We start from the raw sequence: 13583 nt of genomic DNA, 5'->3' as shown, positions 1-13583 counted from the left end.
CTAAAAATCTCCAGGCACGGGCTCGTTCAGCACCGCCCAGAAGATACCTAGGTCGCGGATCGCTTCGAAAAAGGCCTTGAAGTCGACCGGCTTCACCACGAACGAATTCACGCCGTAATGATAGCTGCGGACGACATCGCTTTCCTCGCGGGAGGAGGTCAGCATCACGATGGGGGTGGCCCGGTGCTTGGGGTGGGATTTCACCTTCTCCAGCACCTCCAGCCCATCGACCTTGGGCAGTTTGAGGTCGAGTAGGACCACGGCGGGCGCGCCCGGCTCACGGTCCGCGTACTGGCCTTCGCTGAAGATGTACTCCAGCGCCTCCACCCCATCGCGGGCCACGATGATTTCATTGGCCAGCTGCGTTTTCCTGAGGGCGGCGAGGGTCAGTTCCACGTCGGCGGGATTGTCCTCGACCAGAAGGATGGGTCTAAGCGATGCCACGGTTTCCTCCTGTCTGGCGTTTCGGCAGGGTGAAGCTGAAGGTGGCGCCTTGGCCGACCGCGCCTTTGGCTTCCAGCGTGCCGCCGTGCCGGTCGATGATGCGCTTGGTCAGCGCCAGGCCGATGCCCGTCCCCTCGAAATCCTCCTGCCTGTGCAATCGCTGGAAAACCTGGAACAGTTTGCCGGCATAGTTCATGTCGAATCCCACGCCGTTGTCCTCCACGCAGTACAGGACATCGGCGGCCCGCTCTTGTCCCCATATCTTGATGCGGGGCGGGTTGGCGCCGCGACTGTATTTCGCGGCGTTCTCCACCAGATTGAACAAGGCCTGGCGCACCAGCGTGGGATCCCCCCAGGCGGTGGGCAGGGCGCCGATGCTCCATTCCACCTGGCGCTGCCGTTCGTCGATGTCCAGGCTGCGGCGGATTTCGGTCACCACCTTCGCCATGTCGATGCGCGTCATCTTCAGGCTGGTGCGGCCCAGTTGCGAGAAGTGCAGCAGGTCGTCCACCAACTGGCCCGCCGACAGGGCGGCGGCGATGATGCCGTCCAGGTAATGGCGGGACAGCGCCTTTAGCGCCGGCTCCTCCTCCCCCAACAGCTCGGCATAGCCGGCGATATGGCGGAACGGGGCCCGCAGGTCATGGGAGATGGAGTAGGAGAATGCCTCCAGCTCCTTGTTGGACCGCTGCAGCTCCTCCGTCAGTTGGGCGCGTTCCTCCGCCCGCTGCAGCACGAAGTTGACGATGGCGCCCCGGAAGTCGGCGGCGCTCAACAGCTCGGCCGGGCGCCAGGGCTGGGCCCGTTGCCGCACCTCTTGCTTCCACGCCTCGAACGACAGGCGGGGATGCAGCCGCCCGGCGACATCCACGGTCTTGCTGGCGCGGGGGTCGCCGCCCCAGCGCACCGTCTCCACCACCTCGGGCCGGAACCAGAAGATGAAGCTGGCATGGATGCGGGAGATGGGCACGGCGATGACGCCGCTGGCCACGTCCGCGATCTCCGCGCCCGGCGGCCAGTCCGCCGCCAGGCTGCTGGTGGAATAGAGTTGCTCGATGTTTCGGGTCCGCAGCCAGTCGGCCAGGGCGAGGATGCTCTGGATGGGGGGCGCCTTGCCGGTGGACAGCACGATGCCGTCGGTAACCACGGCCGCGCCGGCGCTGTTGGTCAAGGCCAGCCACTGGGGCGCGCAATCCACCAGGCCCGCCTGGAAGGCCGGTGCCCGCGCCAGATGGGCCACCAATTCCGTTTCTATGGATTTCAGCCTCAGCCGCTCGTCGATTTCCGCCGCCCGTTCCCGCGCCGCGATCTGCTGCGCCACGATGCGCCCAAGGAAGTCGCAGGCGGCGCGGATGGGCGGGCCGATGTAGCGGGGCTGGGCATGGTGGCAGGAGATCAAGCCCCACAGTCGGCCATCGATGACGATGGATATGGACAGCGAGGCCGCGGTGCCCATGTTGCGCATGTATTCCAGATGCACGGGCGACACGCTGCGCAACGCCACGAAACTCATGTCCAACGGCGCGCCGTCCGCCGGGCACAAGGCTGGCACCAACGGAATGGGCGCATATGTTGCCGTGGGAATGAGGCGGAGCCGGTTCAGCCGGTACAGCTCGCGCGCCTGGGCCGGTATGTCGGACGCCGGAAAGCGCAGGTCGAGGTAGGAGGGCAGGGTGCCGTCGCCATTCTCCGCGATGACCGTGCCGTTCCAGTCCTCGTCGAAACGGTAGACCATGACCCGGTTGAAGCCGGTGAGGGCCCGCACCTCCGCTGCCACGCCGGCGCAGATGTCCGCCACCGTGGTCAGCCCGTCGGACCTGTCCAGGAAATTGCGCAGCAGTTGGTTCAGGCTGGCGTTGCGGGCCCGCTCCGCCTCATCGAAGGCCTCGAACTCCAGGATCACACCTTGCGCGACCTGCTGGCCGGTGACATGGAAGGTCCGGCCGTCGATCTGGTATTGCTCAAGGAAGCCGGTTTCCGCGCCGGCGAGCCAGCGGCCGACATCCCCTTCCAATGCTGATCCCGGGCCCACCAGGTCACCCAGCGTCTGGCTGCCGTCAAGGGCGACGGGACGGTCGAGGATGGCGCCGAGGTTGGCGCTGGCCTGCACCAGGACCAGGTCGGCCGGCCGAAACACGGCCACCGCGCCATGCGGCTGGATGCCGCCGGGGATGCGGATGGGTTCCCGGGCGCACTGGTCCAGCAATTCCTGGGGAACCAGAGGCACGGACGGGGACGGGGAATCCACCGCCCTGCCGTTTTCGCCCTGTCCTGGATTGTGTGACGTGACCACGGGTTATCCCATCTGTCCGCACGGCCACTGACCGCACGCACTGCGAGTATTTAAGTCAATTGCCGGACGCGGCTCAGTTTTCTGACACCCGACGGCGGTCATGGCTAGCCTCATAATGGTACAGGGCCTGCTCGCCCGCCTTCTGGAATAAACCGAAGGACAGGATCGCGGCCTCCACGGCCTGCGCCTGACGGGTTGGGTCCGACGGCTCCGCGTTCAACAGCGCCAGGAAGTCGCGCCAATACGGCCGTCCCCGGCCGTGGGCCAGAAAGCGGGTGGCAAGCGGTATGCGTGGGTCGCCGCCAGCCAGGGCCCGGCGCAACAGCACCTCACCCCCCAACCGCGATCCTTCCAGCACGTACAGGTGCCCCAGGGCTTCGGCCCGGCAGCGGATTGTGGGTGTCTCCACCAGGATGGCCGGCGGATCGCCCCATGCTTCCAGCGCCGCCAGATCCGCCACAAGGGCGTGCCGGCGGCGCCGTTCGGGCCAGTCGGGCAGGATGGCGTCCACACCTGCGGCTTCAAGGCTCAGTTCCACGGCACGCAAGGCGGGATGCTGGGCCTTCAGCAGCAGGGTGTAGTCCGGCAGGTGGCGGATATCCAGGCCGGCGAACTGCTGATCCAGGGCGGCGTGGCACGCCGCCGTGCCGGCGCGCAGCACCTCTCTGAATTCCGTCACAGGCGTCCCTTTCACTGTTCAAACACCAAAAGTCACATAACGCCCGGTGCCGGGATTTCAATACAGCGACCGGCTATCAAAGGTAAACCTCCGGCCGGGGGCGCCGGTGGTCGGCCTATTCTCTTGGGTGGAGGTTGGTCGCCTTCACGCGGCCATTCCCGCGAGGAACCCACCGCGCAGTCCCGGGGTTGCTGTATCCGTGACCTGGGTCCCGCCGCGGGCCGCCATGGAGGATTCCCCCAATGGAACGCAAGAAAGATCATGTCGTCCTGTCCGCCCGTGAGGCGCGGGGGGCGACGCTGGGACGGCCGGTCTTGGCCGTGCTGCTGACCAGCCTGGCCTTGGTGATCATCGCTTTCGTCCTGGCCTGGTGGCTGGGGAAGTGGTGGTAGGGGGGCGGCGAGGGCGTGCGGCATCATGGCGATCCCGACGGATATTCGCATCGGTATTTCTGGCTGGACCTATGCCCCGTGGCGCGGGGCCTTTTATCCGCCGGACCTGCCGCAACGGCGCGCGCTGGAATACGCCAGTGGCGTCTTTCGCAGCATAGAGATCAACGGCACCTTCTATGGCCTGCAAAAGCCGGACGTCTTCGCCCGATGGGCGGCTGAAACGCCGTCGGGCTTCGTTTTCGCCGTCAAGGCGCCCCGCTACATCACGCACATCCGCCGCTTGAGGGAACCCCTGGCGCCGCTGGCCAATTTCCTCGCCTCCGGGCTGCTTCGGCTGGAGGACAAGCTGGGGCCCATCCTATGGCAGTTCCCGCCCAGCTTCCGGTTTGATGCCGCCTTGCTGGATGATTTCCTGGCGCTGCTGCCCCGCGACACCGAGCACGCCGCGGATTTGGCCCAGCGCCATGATGCCAACCTGAAGGCCCGCGCCTGGATGCGGCCCGGCCCCCATCGCCGACTGCGCCATGCGGTCGAAATCCGCCATGACAGCTTCCGCGATCCGGCGTTCACGGATCTGTTGCGTCGCCACGGCGTGGCATTGGTGTGCGCCGACACGGTCGAATGGCCGCGCCTGATGGACCTGACCGCCGACTTCGTCTATTGCCGCCTGCACGGGTCCAGCGAGCTTTATCGCAGCGGTTATGGGGAGGATGAGCTGGACCGATGGGCGCGGCGGGTCAAGGCCTGGACGGCGGGCCGGCCGCTGGCGCCGGGCGATTATGGGCCGCGCGATTATGTCGAGCCCCCGGCGGACGCCCACCCGTCTCCCCGCGACGTCTTCCTCTATTTCGACAACACCGACAAGTTGCGGGCCCCCGACGATGCCCGGGCCCTTGTTGATCGCCTGAAGCCAGGCGCCGGGAGCAGTGAGGGGAGGGACGCATGAACCATGACGACCCCGTCAAGGACACGGTGCCGGCTGAGGCGCGTTCGCCGGTAACGCTGACGCACGCCGACCGTGTGTTGGACCCGGTGTCCCACCTTACCAAGCAGGGCTTGGCCACTTACATGAGGGCGGTGTCGGCCCGCATGTTGCCCTTGGTTGCCGGCCGCCTTCTCAGCCTGCTGCGCTGTCCCGAAGGAACGGCGCAGGCCTGCTTCTTCCAGCGCCATGCCACCGTCGGCACGCCGGTGCAATGGCGCCGCAAGCTGGTGAAGGAGAAGGACGGGCGGGCCATCAACTATGTCTACCTGACCGATGTCGACGGACTGGTTGCGGCGGCCCAGATCGGCGTGCTGGAACTGCACCTCTGGGGCAGCCAGGCGCGTAAGCTGGAGTCCCCGGACCGCCTGGTGTTCGACCTGGATCCCGATCCCGACCTGCCCTTCAGCGAGGTCAAGGCCGCGGCGGTGGCCGTGCGGGACGTCTTGGCCGCCCTGGACCTCGCCAGCTTCCCCCTGCTGACGGGGGGCAAGGGCGTCCACGTCGTCGCCCCGCTGGGGCCGGGTGCCGGGGGCGGGCGGCGGCAGTGGCCGGTGGTGTCCGCCTTCGCCAAGGCGGTGGCCGAACAGCTGGTTGAGGCGCGGCCCGACGCCTACGTCGCCACCATGAGCAAGGCGCGCCGTCAGGGTCGAATCTTCATCGATCATTTTCGCAACGCGCGCGGAGCCTCCGCTGTAGCACCCTATTCCCCCCGGGCCAAGCCGGCGCGGGCGGGTGGCGGTACTCCCATCGCCTGCCCCGTGACGTGGGAGGAATTGGCGGCGGCGGAACGGGCCGACATCTACACCACGGCCGACGCCCCGGCCCTGATGCGCCGGCCCGATCCCTGGGCCCGATATTTCGAGATGCGGCAGGATCTGGGAGCTGGTGCCTGTCGCGTGCTGGGCGTGAAGGTGGGGGCGGGGGCCTACAGCTCATGAGCCATGAAGCGGTCACCCTGGCCGTGCTGATGTACGGCATCGTCCCCTTGTGGTTCATGGCGGGCCTGGCCGACTGGCTGTGCCATCGCGCCACCGACATCCAGCACACCACCGGCGCCAAGGAATCGCTGTTGCATCTGCTGATGTTCAGCGAGGTGGCGGTGCCTCTGCTGGCGTGCCTGTTCCTGGAAATCAACGCCCTGGTCATCGCCCTCATGGTCGTGGGCTTCCTGGCGCATGAGGCGACGGCGCTATGGGACGTCAGCTATGCCGTCACCCGGCGGCACGTCTCACCCATCGAGCAGCATGTGCACAGTTTCCTGGAACTGGTGCCGCTGATGGCCTTGATCTTGGTGGGCACCTTGCACTGGCAGCAGGCGCTGGCCTTGGTGGGGCTGGGCCCGGAACCGGCGCGGTTCGCCCTGAGGTGGACGCTGGGCGATCTGCCCGTGGGCTATGTCGCCACCATACTCGGCGCCGCCTTCATGGTGGAGTTCCTGCCCTATGTGGAGGAGCTGGTGCGCGGATGGCGCGCCGCGGGCGGCCGCCTTGTGCCCGCGCGCCGGCCGGCGGAGGGCAAAAGGCATGCCTGAGGCGGTGGACATGATCGGCTGGGCGGCGGCCGTTGTGCTGTTCCTGACCCTGGCCGGCCAGATCCGGACGCAGTGGCGGGAACGCTCCACCAAGGGTGTGTCGCCGTGGCTGTTCGCCGGGCAGATCGCCACCTCCATCGGCTTCGTCGTCTATTCATGGGCGTTGGGCAACTGGGTGTTCGTCACCACCAATGCCGTGATCCTGGCCACCGCCATCGTGGGACAGGGGCTTTACCTTCTTCAACGCCGCGGGATCGAACGGTCCGGGAAACGGCCCGAGGCCGCTGAATGAGCGACGGGGCGGGCCTGGTCTATGTCGGCGACAGCGAACCTGGCATCCGCCGCGTGAAATGCGGCACGGGCTTTCGCTATCGCCTGCCGGATGGCGGCACGGTGCGGGACCCGGCGTTGCGCGCCCGCATCAAGGCGCTGGTGATCCCGCCCGCCTGGACCGACGTGTGGATCTGCCCCGATCCTTATGGCCACCTCCAGGCCACGGGCCGGGATGCCAAGGGGCGCAAGCAGTACATGTACCATCCCGCCTTCCGCCAAGCCCGGGATGGCGCCAAATTCCATCACCTCATCGACTTCGCCCGGCAGTTGCCGCGCATCCGCGAACGCGTCGCGGCGGATTTGACGCTGCCCGGCCTGCCCCGTGACAAGGTTCTGGCCACCATCGTCCACCTGTTGGGCACCACCTTGATCCGTGTGGGCAACGCCGACTATGCCCGCACCAACCAGAGCTATGGCCTGACCACCCTGCACGCCGCCCATGTCAGTGTCGAGAAATCGGCCCTGCGGTTCGACTTCAAGGGCAAAAGCGGCAAGATATGGCGCCTGAAGGTGACCGACCGGCGGGTGGCGCGCATCGTCAAGGCCTGCCAGGAATTGCCGGGGCAGGCCCTGTTCCAGTACCTGGATGGCGACGGCCACCGGCGGGAGGTCAGTTCCGCCGACGTGAACGACTACCTTCGCGATGCGACGTCCGGGCCGTCGGGCGCGTCATCTGGCCACGCAAAGGGGGCCCGCGCAGAGGGCGGCATCACGGCCAAGGACTTCCGCACCTGGGCGGGCACGGTGATGATGGCGCTGGCGCTGAGCGACAGCCCGCCACCCACCAGTCCCACCCATGGCCGCCGCATGGTGACTGCGGCCTTGAAGCGGGTGGCCGCGCGGCTGGGCAATACGGTGGCCATCTGCCGCCAATGCTATGTCCACCCCGTGATCATGGACGATTACCTGGCGGGCCGCTTCCATCTGCGTCTGCGGCGGGACGGGCCGCCCGGACTGTCGCCGGCCGAGGGCGCGGTGCTCACGGTGCTGCGCCGGGCGGAAAAGACGCGGGAGATGGGAACCTGAGCGTTGCCAGGGGGTTGGGGGCCAGCGTCGTCCCGCCCGTCGATCCGGCCCGCGCCACTTTCCCCGTCCCGCTTCCCGCTTCGCCCTGGAGAAGACACCCCATGTCCGACACCCGCTTCGATGACATGCCCGTGCGTCCCTTGCCGCCCACGCCCAGCCCCACGCCGGACGCCCCCTTTCAGCCGGCGGCCGGCAAACCCGCGATGCCCGGCGTGCCCTTCGTTGGCGGCGACACCGCCAAACAGCGGGACTTGGCGGCGGATACCCATGAGGCCGGCGTTGCCCTGACCACCAACCAGGGCCTCAAGGTCAGCGACGACCAGAACTCCCTGCGCGCCGGGCCGCGCGGACCGACGCTGATGGAAGACTTTCACCTGCGGGAAAAGATCACCCATTTCGACCATGAGCGCATTCCCGAGAGGGTGGTGCACGCCCGTGGCGCTGGCGCCCATGGGGTGTTCCAGGTCTACGAGCCCCTGACCGACCTCACGACCGCGGCGCCGTTCCAGGACTCGGCCAAGGAAACGCCGGTGTTCGTGCGCTTTTCCACCGTGGCCGGTTCGCGCGGGTCGGCCGACACGGTGCGGGACGTCCGGGGCTTCGCCGTGAAGTTCTATACCGAGGAAGGGGTGTGGGACCTGGTGGGCAACAACATGCCGGTCTTCTTCATCCAGGACGCCATCAAGTTCCCCGACCTCATCCACGCGGTGAAACCGGAACCGCATAACGAGATACCGCAGGCCCAGTCCGCCCACGACACCTTCTGGGACTTCGTGTCCCTCACCCCGGAATCGGCCCACATGCTGATGTGGCTGATGAGCGACCGCGCCATTCCCCGCAGCTACGCCACCATGGAAGGCTTCGGCGTCCACACCTTCCGCCTGGTCAATGCCGAGGGGAGGGCGCGCTTCGTCAAGTTCCATTGGAAGCCGCTGAAGGGCGTCTTCAGCCTGGTGTGGGACGAGGCGCAGAAGACGGCCGGCAAAGACCCCGACTTCCACCGCCGCGACCTGTTCGACGCCATTGAGCGCGGTGACTTTCCCCAATGGGAGCTTGGCCTGCAGGTGATCGAGGAGGAGGATGAGTTCGAGTATGGCGTCGACATCCTGGACCCCACCAAGATCATCCCGGAAGAGGTGGTGCCGGTTCGGCGCGTCGGCCTCATGACCCTGACGGCCAACCCGGGAAACTTCTTCGCCGAGACGGAACAGGTCGCCTTCCATGTCGGCCATGTCGTCCCGGGCATCGACTTCACCAACGATCCGCTGCTGCAGGGGCGCCTGTTCTCTTACCTCGACACCCAATTGCGGCGGGTGGGCCCCAACTTCGCGGAACTGCCGATCAACCGGCCCTTGCAGCCGGTGGACAACAACCAGCGTGACGGCATGGGCCGCCGTCAGATCGACAAGGGCCGGGTTGCTTACTTCCCCAACAGCCTGGCCCATGGCTGCCCCATGCAGTCGCCCGAGGCCGCCGACGCCTTCCGCAGCTATGCGGAGAAGGTGGATGGTGCCAAGGTCCGCGTCCGCAGCGCCAGTTTCGGCGACCATTTCAGCCAGGCCGCCCTGTTCTGGAACAGCATGTCGACCTGGGAGCAGGATCACATCGCCGCCGCCTTTTCCTTTGAATTGAACCAGTGCACCGATTCCCTGGTGCGCCAGCGGGTGATGGACGACATCCTGGGCAATATCGCCCCGGATCTCGCCCAGGCGGTTTCCGCCCGTACAGGCTTATCCCTGGCCGGCGCCAAGCCGCATCCGCCATCCGTGCCCGACGTTGGACGCTCCCCCGCGCTCAGCCAGGATCGTCGGGCCGAGGACATCCGCGGTCGCAAGGTGGCCGTGCTGGTCGACGCTGGCGTGGAGGCGGAACAGCTCAGCATCATCCAGGAAACCCTGATGGATGAGGAGGCGATTGTGGAGGTTGTGGCCCCAGTCGCCGGCACCATCACCGGCGGCGATGGCAACCCCGTGCCGGTCACCCGGGCGGCACCCAACGCCGCTTCCGTCCTTTATGACGGCGTCATCGTCCTGGGTGGGGGGCTGGCCAGCGCCATGGGGGAGATGGGCCACACCCGCCATTTCATCAATGAAGCCTTCCTGCACGGCAAGCCCATCGCCGCCATCGACGCGGGCGAGGGCGTGCTCGCCGCCGCCCACTTGCCGACGCTGGTGAAGGAACAAGGTGTCATCACCGGGGAAGCGCTTGAGGAAATGCTGACGCTGTTCGTGGAGGCGTTACGCCGTCATCGCTTTCCCCAGCGTGATGTCAGGCTGGTGCCAGCTTGAGGGCCGCTTTGCGGGACCGCCCCGCCCGGCTTCAGTGTTTGCGCTTCTTGTGCGTGTCCAGCCGGTCGACCAGGTCCAGAAGGTGTTGGGGGACGGGCTCGCCCGCCTCGTCCTCGAACATCTCACGCAACGACCGCTCCAACGCGTCGTGCGGCCCAGGTGGCATTGGCCGGGTACCGGCGGTCAGCAGCGGACGTTTGCCTTGCGGCGCGCCATGGGGGGGCTTGGGCGGCTTGGTCATGAGGGACCCCTTCAGTCGTGGCCCCCTGCTTGGCGGCCTTGTTGGCTGGTGCGCCCTCCGCCCCATGGCAGCCAAGCGATGCCAGCGGGGGCCGGCGGCGGTGTCCATGCCTGGAGTCGCCGCCCGGCGCCCATGCGCTACTTTAATCCACGTTGGGCCTTAATGCACGTTGGCGGCCATTCCACTGCCCCCGGCCAGCGGGGAGGCCGCGACGACGGCATCGGGAAGCCTCATGGTCATGTCATCCTCCAGCCTCAGCACACCCGACCGCAGGCTATCGCGGAAGGCCTCGCGGGCCAGGTCGATTTCGCGGTCCACCGCTTCCTGCGACAGCCCCAGGATCCAGGCCGCCTCTGCCGTCAGGAAGCCCTCCACCGCCGTCAGCAGCAGGGCCTCGCGCCGTTCACAGGGCAAGGCGCGCAGCAACCCGCCGGGCGCCAAGGTCTGCGCCTCGGGGGCCTCGTCGCCCAGTTCCAGATGGCCCCCGGCGTAGATGCGGTGGAACAGACGGAACAGGGCCACGCGGTCCACATCCGGCCCCAGGATCGCCACGCCATCCTGCACCAGCGTCTCCAGCACCATGCGGACATAGGCGTCGCCGCTGGCGCCGCTGCCGGTTAGGGCGCGGGCGTAGCGGCGCAGGTAGGGAAGTTGGGACGAGATCATTTCCGCCGCGGTCTCGGTCGGAACGGCAGCAGTGGGTTTCGGAGCGGTGGGCATGGAAGCGGTGGGGGGGATGCGATGCGGGGGCATGACCGGCGTCTCTCCTGTTTATGTTGGTCTTCGACGGCGTGTTGATCGCGATGGCCAGCTGTCGACGTCCCAACCCGGCGATGGCGGGGAAAGTTTCCTCGGGCCGGAACTTTCCCCGGCGCGCCTGATACGGCGCACGCCATAGTGAATTCGTTTGGTATAGGCGCTTTCGCCTAAGACAAATACGCAAAGGTGGAAAAATAGAGGCGTCCGGTCCCCTCCCGGAAAAGCCAGAGACGCCCCAGTCTTAAAGGTCTATTGTTGCCCTGCACGTCACAGAACGTGGGGCGATACACCTAATCGTCCTGACGACCTCATCTATCCGATTCCTGAGAAATTTGGTTTTCTTGGGAGAATCCCGATAGGGGGCATAATATGCCATCTGATTTATTGTCGGCGAGCCCGGCAGCGGGCCCGCACGCTCCGGAATTCCGCGACGAAGTTTTGCGCCTGTTGCCGGCCCTGCGGGCCTTCGCCCGCTCACTGACCAGCAACGCCGCCGATACCGACGACCTGGTGCAGGATTGCGTTGTCCGGGCTTGGTCGCACGCGGACCAGTTCACCCCCGGCACCAACCTGCGCGCCTGGTTGTTCACCATCCTGCGCAATCGCCACTATTCCATCGCCAAGCGCCGCCAGCGCGAGGTGGCCGACCCCGATGGTTTCCATACCGCGCGGCTCATGATGGAGCCCGCGCAGGAATGGGGCATCGCCGGCCGGGAGCTCAAGGCCGCCCTGGCATCCTTGCCGGAAGACCAACGTGAAGCCCTGATCCTGGTGGGCGGCGCTGGCGTCAGCTATGAAGAGGCGGCGGAGATCTGCGGCTGCGCCCTGGGCACCATCAAGAGCCGGGTGAACCGGGCGCGCACCAAGCTGGCCGGCCTCATGGGCCTGCCCAACCGGGTTGTCCCGTTGAGCGGCACCAGCCTGCCGGCCGGGGCCGACGCGACCTCCACCACGCAATGGACCCGGCATTGATGCCGGTCAGGCGAGTGATCGCGCGTTAATGTCTTGGGCGATTGTGGGGGGCGATTGCGAGGCGGTGGCGCCAATACGGCGCCAGAGTGGAACCATGGCCGCTTCCGGTGGTTGTTCAGGCGGTTAGCAGCCGCCTTCCAACAACCTGGCGGAGCCTCTCGAGCAGCTCGACGGGCGCCTCGGGCAAGGCCCGCACAATCGGAGGAGTTACCATGAAACGCGCGAACCTGTATCTGGCCGCCGCGCTCGGCATGTCCGCCCTGGGTGGCGCTTTGGTCCTGCCCGCCGCGCCGTCGTTGGCGCAGGGCACCACGCAACGCATCGCGACCACCAAGGTTGACGTGGCCAACGTGGCCACGGGCCATCGGTCATCCAAGATCGTCGGCGCCAAGGTCGTGAACGACCAGAACGACACCGTCGGCACTGTCGATGACCTGATCATCTCGCAGAAGGACAGCGTGCCGTATGCCATCCTGTCGGTGGGCGGCTTCCTGGGCGTCGGTGATCGCCTGGTGGCGGTCCCCTACAGCGCCCTGCAGGTCACTGACGACAGGGTGGAATTGCCCGGCGGCAACAAGGACGTGCTGATGAAGCAGCCGGCCTTCCATTACGCCAAGAGCTGAGCATAGCCATCTTGGCAAAGGCGAAGGCCCGCGGGGAACGCCCCCGCGGGCCTTTGTCGTACGCATTCAGCTCCGCCGGCCGAAAATGAAGCCGAGGACAACGCCGAAGGCGGTGTAGGCCACCGGGGCGCTGGTCAGGATATCGGTCAGCTTGGTCCCCAGGCCGCTTTCTGCCTGTCGGCGTGGCGGGGGGGCCTCGCCCGTGCCGTGATAGGCGCCCTCCGCCAATTGCTCGAGCTTGGTTCGGGGGCGGGGGCGCGGCGGAGACAGGGGCGGTTCGCTGGGCGGCGCGTAAGAGGCCATGGCCTTCCTCCATTCAATGTGTCTTGCGGCGGGCGGATCCCGCGATGGGGCCTATCCTGCCGTGATGGTGAAAACCGCCGGGGCGCCGGCGCTGTTCCCCCATCCCGGCAATTAGGACGGAACCACGCCCGGCTTGGGGCTCGGCTTGGGGTATTGCTCCCCCGGTGTTGAACGGCCTGAAGTCTGCCCAGCGGGGCGTGAGGCCCATAGCGCGCGGAGAGGCGCATGACGAATGAGCCCAGCCAACCTGAAAAGGCCCCGGAACTCAGCCAGCCCGGATATCCGGCGACAAGCCCTGTAGGAGGGGCTGTCGACGCCCCGCTGCCGGTCGGCCGATGCGCTGGCTATATCTATTTCAAGACCGCGGTGCCCCTGTTCATCGACCGTCAATTGGATGGGGCGTATGGCCATGCCCGGATACATGCAGGGGCTTGGGCCCCGCTTCGAAGTCCCCGAGGCTACCAAAGCCGCATGAGGCTGGCAGAGGTGTACTGGTCCGCCATCTGCGCCGTTGTGGAGGTGGACGACGTGGCCAATATGCGCAAGGCGCTGGGCGCCCACCGTCGCACCCTGCCGGACGGCTACCCCACCGACGTGCGCCACCCCAGCCCCGAAACCGTCTCTAGCCCCCACACCGACAGCTGGCAGAACGGGACGGCGCATGCGGGGACGGGCGCGGCGGAGGGTGGCCGCTGATTCACCAGCGGCCGGATG

At 67.0% G+C, this 13583-nt stretch carries 16 protein-coding genes; 10 read left to right on the top strand and 6 right to left on the bottom strand.

Annotated elements, in window-relative coordinates:
* The 3 genes from FBZ90_RS15515 to FBZ90_RS15505 all read right to left on the bottom strand — a co-directional run bounded on the left by FBZ90_RS15515 (position 1) and on the right by FBZ90_RS15505 (position 3416).
* A complete protein-coding gene (locus FBZ90_RS15515; protein ID WP_145733574.1) occupies positions 1–444 on the bottom strand; it encodes a response regulator in 444 nt (147 codons plus the stop codon).
* The gene (locus FBZ90_RS15510) at positions 431–2671 is read right to left on the bottom strand and encodes an ATP-binding protein (RefSeq protein WP_145733639.1); all 2241 of its coding nucleotides are present in this window, start codon (positions 2669–2671) and stop codon (positions 431–433) included. Before FBZ90_RS15510 ends, FBZ90_RS15515 begins: the two co-directional genes overlap by 14 nt.
* A 139-nt stretch (positions 2672–2810) precedes the next feature.
* Entirely contained in the window at positions 2811–3416 is a 606-nt protein-coding gene (locus FBZ90_RS15505) for a biliverdin-producing heme oxygenase (RefSeq protein ID WP_186455830.1), read from the bottom strand.
* Positions 3417–3658: 242 nt separating this feature from the next.
* Between FBZ90_RS15505 and FBZ90_RS27850 the strand changes: the two genes are divergently transcribed.
* From FBZ90_RS27850 to FBZ90_RS15475, 7 genes are all read left to right on the top strand, one after another.
* Positions 3659–3808 (top strand): hypothetical protein, encoded by a 150-nt coding sequence (locus FBZ90_RS27850; RefSeq protein WP_186455829.1) that lies wholly within the window; start codon positions 3659–3661, stop codon positions 3806–3808.
* Between the two features lie 25 nt (positions 3809–3833).
* Positions 3834–4754: a DUF72 domain-containing protein gene (locus tag FBZ90_RS15500; RefSeq protein ID WP_145733572.1), complete on the top strand. Its 921-nt coding sequence runs from the start codon at positions 3834–3836 to the stop codon at positions 4752–4754.
* A complete protein-coding gene (gene ligD, locus FBZ90_RS15495) occupies positions 4751–5731 on the top strand; it encodes a non-homologous end-joining DNA ligase (RefSeq protein WP_186455828.1) in 981 nt (326 codons plus the stop codon). The genes FBZ90_RS15500 and ligD overlap by 4 nt, the downstream gene beginning before the upstream one ends.
* On the top strand, positions 5728–6324 hold the full coding sequence (locus tag FBZ90_RS15490) for a diguanylate cyclase (protein ID WP_145733571.1): 597 nt from the start codon (positions 5728–5730) through the stop codon (positions 6322–6324). The genes ligD and FBZ90_RS15490 overlap by 4 nt, the downstream gene beginning before the upstream one ends.
* Complete coding sequence (locus FBZ90_RS15485; RefSeq protein WP_145733570.1) at positions 6317–6616, top strand: PQ-loop repeat-containing protein; 300 nt, start codon at positions 6317–6319, stop codon at positions 6614–6616. Before FBZ90_RS15490 ends, FBZ90_RS15485 begins: the two co-directional genes overlap by 8 nt.
* The gene (locus FBZ90_RS15480; protein ID WP_145733569.1) at positions 6613–7683 is read left to right on the top strand and encodes a DNA topoisomerase IB; all 1071 of its coding nucleotides are present in this window, start codon (positions 6613–6615) and stop codon (positions 7681–7683) included. Before FBZ90_RS15485 ends, FBZ90_RS15480 begins: the two co-directional genes overlap by 4 nt.
* 101 nt (positions 7684–7784) lie before the next feature.
* On the top strand, positions 7785–9971 hold the full coding sequence (locus FBZ90_RS15475) for a catalase (RefSeq protein ID WP_246130436.1): 2187 nt from the start codon (positions 7785–7787) through the stop codon (positions 9969–9971).
* Positions 9972–10002: 31 nt separating this feature from the next.
* On the opposite strand, the gene FBZ90_RS15470 is transcribed toward FBZ90_RS15475, so the two are convergent.
* Together FBZ90_RS15470 and FBZ90_RS15465 are read right to left on the bottom strand one after the other, a co-directional pair.
* Positions 10003–10212, bottom strand: a complete 210-nt coding sequence (locus FBZ90_RS15470) for a NepR family anti-sigma factor (protein WP_145733567.1) — start codon at positions 10210–10212, stop codon at positions 10003–10005.
* 159 nt (positions 10213–10371) lie between these two features.
* Positions 10372–10965 (bottom strand): sigma factor-like helix-turn-helix DNA-binding protein, encoded by a 594-nt coding sequence (locus FBZ90_RS15465; RefSeq protein WP_186455827.1) that lies wholly within the window; start codon positions 10963–10965, stop codon positions 10372–10374.
* 375 nt (positions 10966–11340) lie between these two features.
* Here FBZ90_RS15465 and FBZ90_RS15460 point away from each other — a divergent pair, with 375 nt between their 5' ends.
* Together FBZ90_RS15460 and FBZ90_RS15455 are read left to right on the top strand one after the other, a co-directional pair.
* Entirely contained in the window at positions 11341–11943 is a 603-nt protein-coding gene (locus FBZ90_RS15460; RefSeq protein ID WP_145733564.1) for a sigma-70 family RNA polymerase sigma factor, read from the top strand.
* 212 nt (positions 11944–12155) lie between these two features.
* The gene (locus FBZ90_RS15455; protein WP_211102065.1) at positions 12156–12566 is read left to right on the top strand and encodes a PRC-barrel domain-containing protein; all 411 of its coding nucleotides are present in this window, start codon (positions 12156–12158) and stop codon (positions 12564–12566) included.
* Positions 12567–12632: 66 nt separating this feature from the next.
* On the opposite strand, the gene FBZ90_RS15450 is transcribed toward FBZ90_RS15455, so the two are convergent.
* Entirely contained in the window at positions 12633–12869 is a 237-nt protein-coding gene (locus FBZ90_RS15450) for a hypothetical protein (RefSeq protein WP_145733562.1), read from the bottom strand.
* Between the two features lie 471 nt (positions 12870–13340).
* On the opposite strand from FBZ90_RS15450, the gene FBZ90_RS15445 reads away from it, so the two are divergent.
* Complete coding sequence (locus tag FBZ90_RS15445) at positions 13341–13565, top strand: hypothetical protein (RefSeq protein ID WP_186455826.1); 225 nt, start codon at positions 13341–13343, stop codon at positions 13563–13565.
* Positions 13566–13583: the final 18 nt, after the last annotated feature.

Origin of the sequence: Nitrospirillum pindoramense (genome assembly GCF_007827955.1) — a bacterium.
Lineage (GTDB): Bacteria > Pseudomonadota > Alphaproteobacteria > Azospirillales > Azospirillaceae > Nitrospirillum > Nitrospirillum amazonense_B.
The sequence above is the reverse complement of the archived record's forward strand: the minus strand, read 5'-3'. Positions and strand labels throughout refer to the sequence as shown.

What these genes read in the sequence shown, in the direction of transcription:
- FBZ90_RS15480 (WP_145733569.1), top strand. Translation starts at nt 6,613, where the DNA reads ATGAGCGACGGGGCGGGCCTGGTCTATGTCGGCGACAGCGAACCTGGC.
- FBZ90_RS15460 (WP_145733564.1), top strand. Translation starts at nt 11,341, where the DNA reads ATGCCATCTGATTTATTGTCGGCGAGCCCGGCAGCGGGCCCGCACGCT.
- FBZ90_RS15475 (WP_246130436.1), top strand. Translation starts at nt 7,785, where the DNA reads ATGTCCGACACCCGCTTCGATGACATGCCCGTGCGTCCCTTGCCGCCC.
- FBZ90_RS27850 (WP_186455829.1), top strand. Translation starts at nt 3,659, where the DNA reads ATGGAACGCAAGAAAGATCATGTCGTCCTGTCCGCCCGTGAGGCGCGG.
- FBZ90_RS15470 (WP_145733567.1), bottom strand. Translation starts at nt 10,212, where the DNA reads ATGACCAAGCCGCCCAAGCCCCCCCATGGCGCGCCGCAAGGCAAACGT.
- FBZ90_RS15455 (WP_211102065.1), top strand. Translation starts at nt 12,156, where the DNA reads ATGAAACGCGCGAACCTGTATCTGGCCGCCGCGCTCGGCATGTCCGCC.
- FBZ90_RS15450 (WP_145733562.1), bottom strand. Translation starts at nt 12,869, where the DNA reads ATGGCCTCTTACGCGCCGCCCAGCGAACCGCCCCTGTCTCCGCCGCGC.
- FBZ90_RS15490 (WP_145733571.1), top strand. Translation starts at nt 5,728, where the DNA reads ATGAGCCATGAAGCGGTCACCCTGGCCGTGCTGATGTACGGCATCGTC.
- FBZ90_RS15465 (WP_186455827.1), bottom strand. Translation starts at nt 10,965, where the DNA reads ATGCCCCCGCATCGCATCCCCCCCACCGCTTCCATGCCCACCGCTCCG.
- ligD (WP_186455828.1), top strand. Translation starts at nt 4,751, where the DNA reads ATGAACCATGACGACCCCGTCAAGGACACGGTGCCGGCTGAGGCGCGT.
- FBZ90_RS15500 (WP_145733572.1), top strand. Translation starts at nt 3,834, where the DNA reads ATGGCGATCCCGACGGATATTCGCATCGGTATTTCTGGCTGGACCTAT.
- FBZ90_RS15445 (WP_186455826.1), top strand. Translation starts at nt 13,341, where the DNA reads ATGAGGCTGGCAGAGGTGTACTGGTCCGCCATCTGCGCCGTTGTGGAG.
- FBZ90_RS15485 (WP_145733570.1), top strand. Translation starts at nt 6,317, where the DNA reads ATGCCTGAGGCGGTGGACATGATCGGCTGGGCGGCGGCCGTTGTGCTG.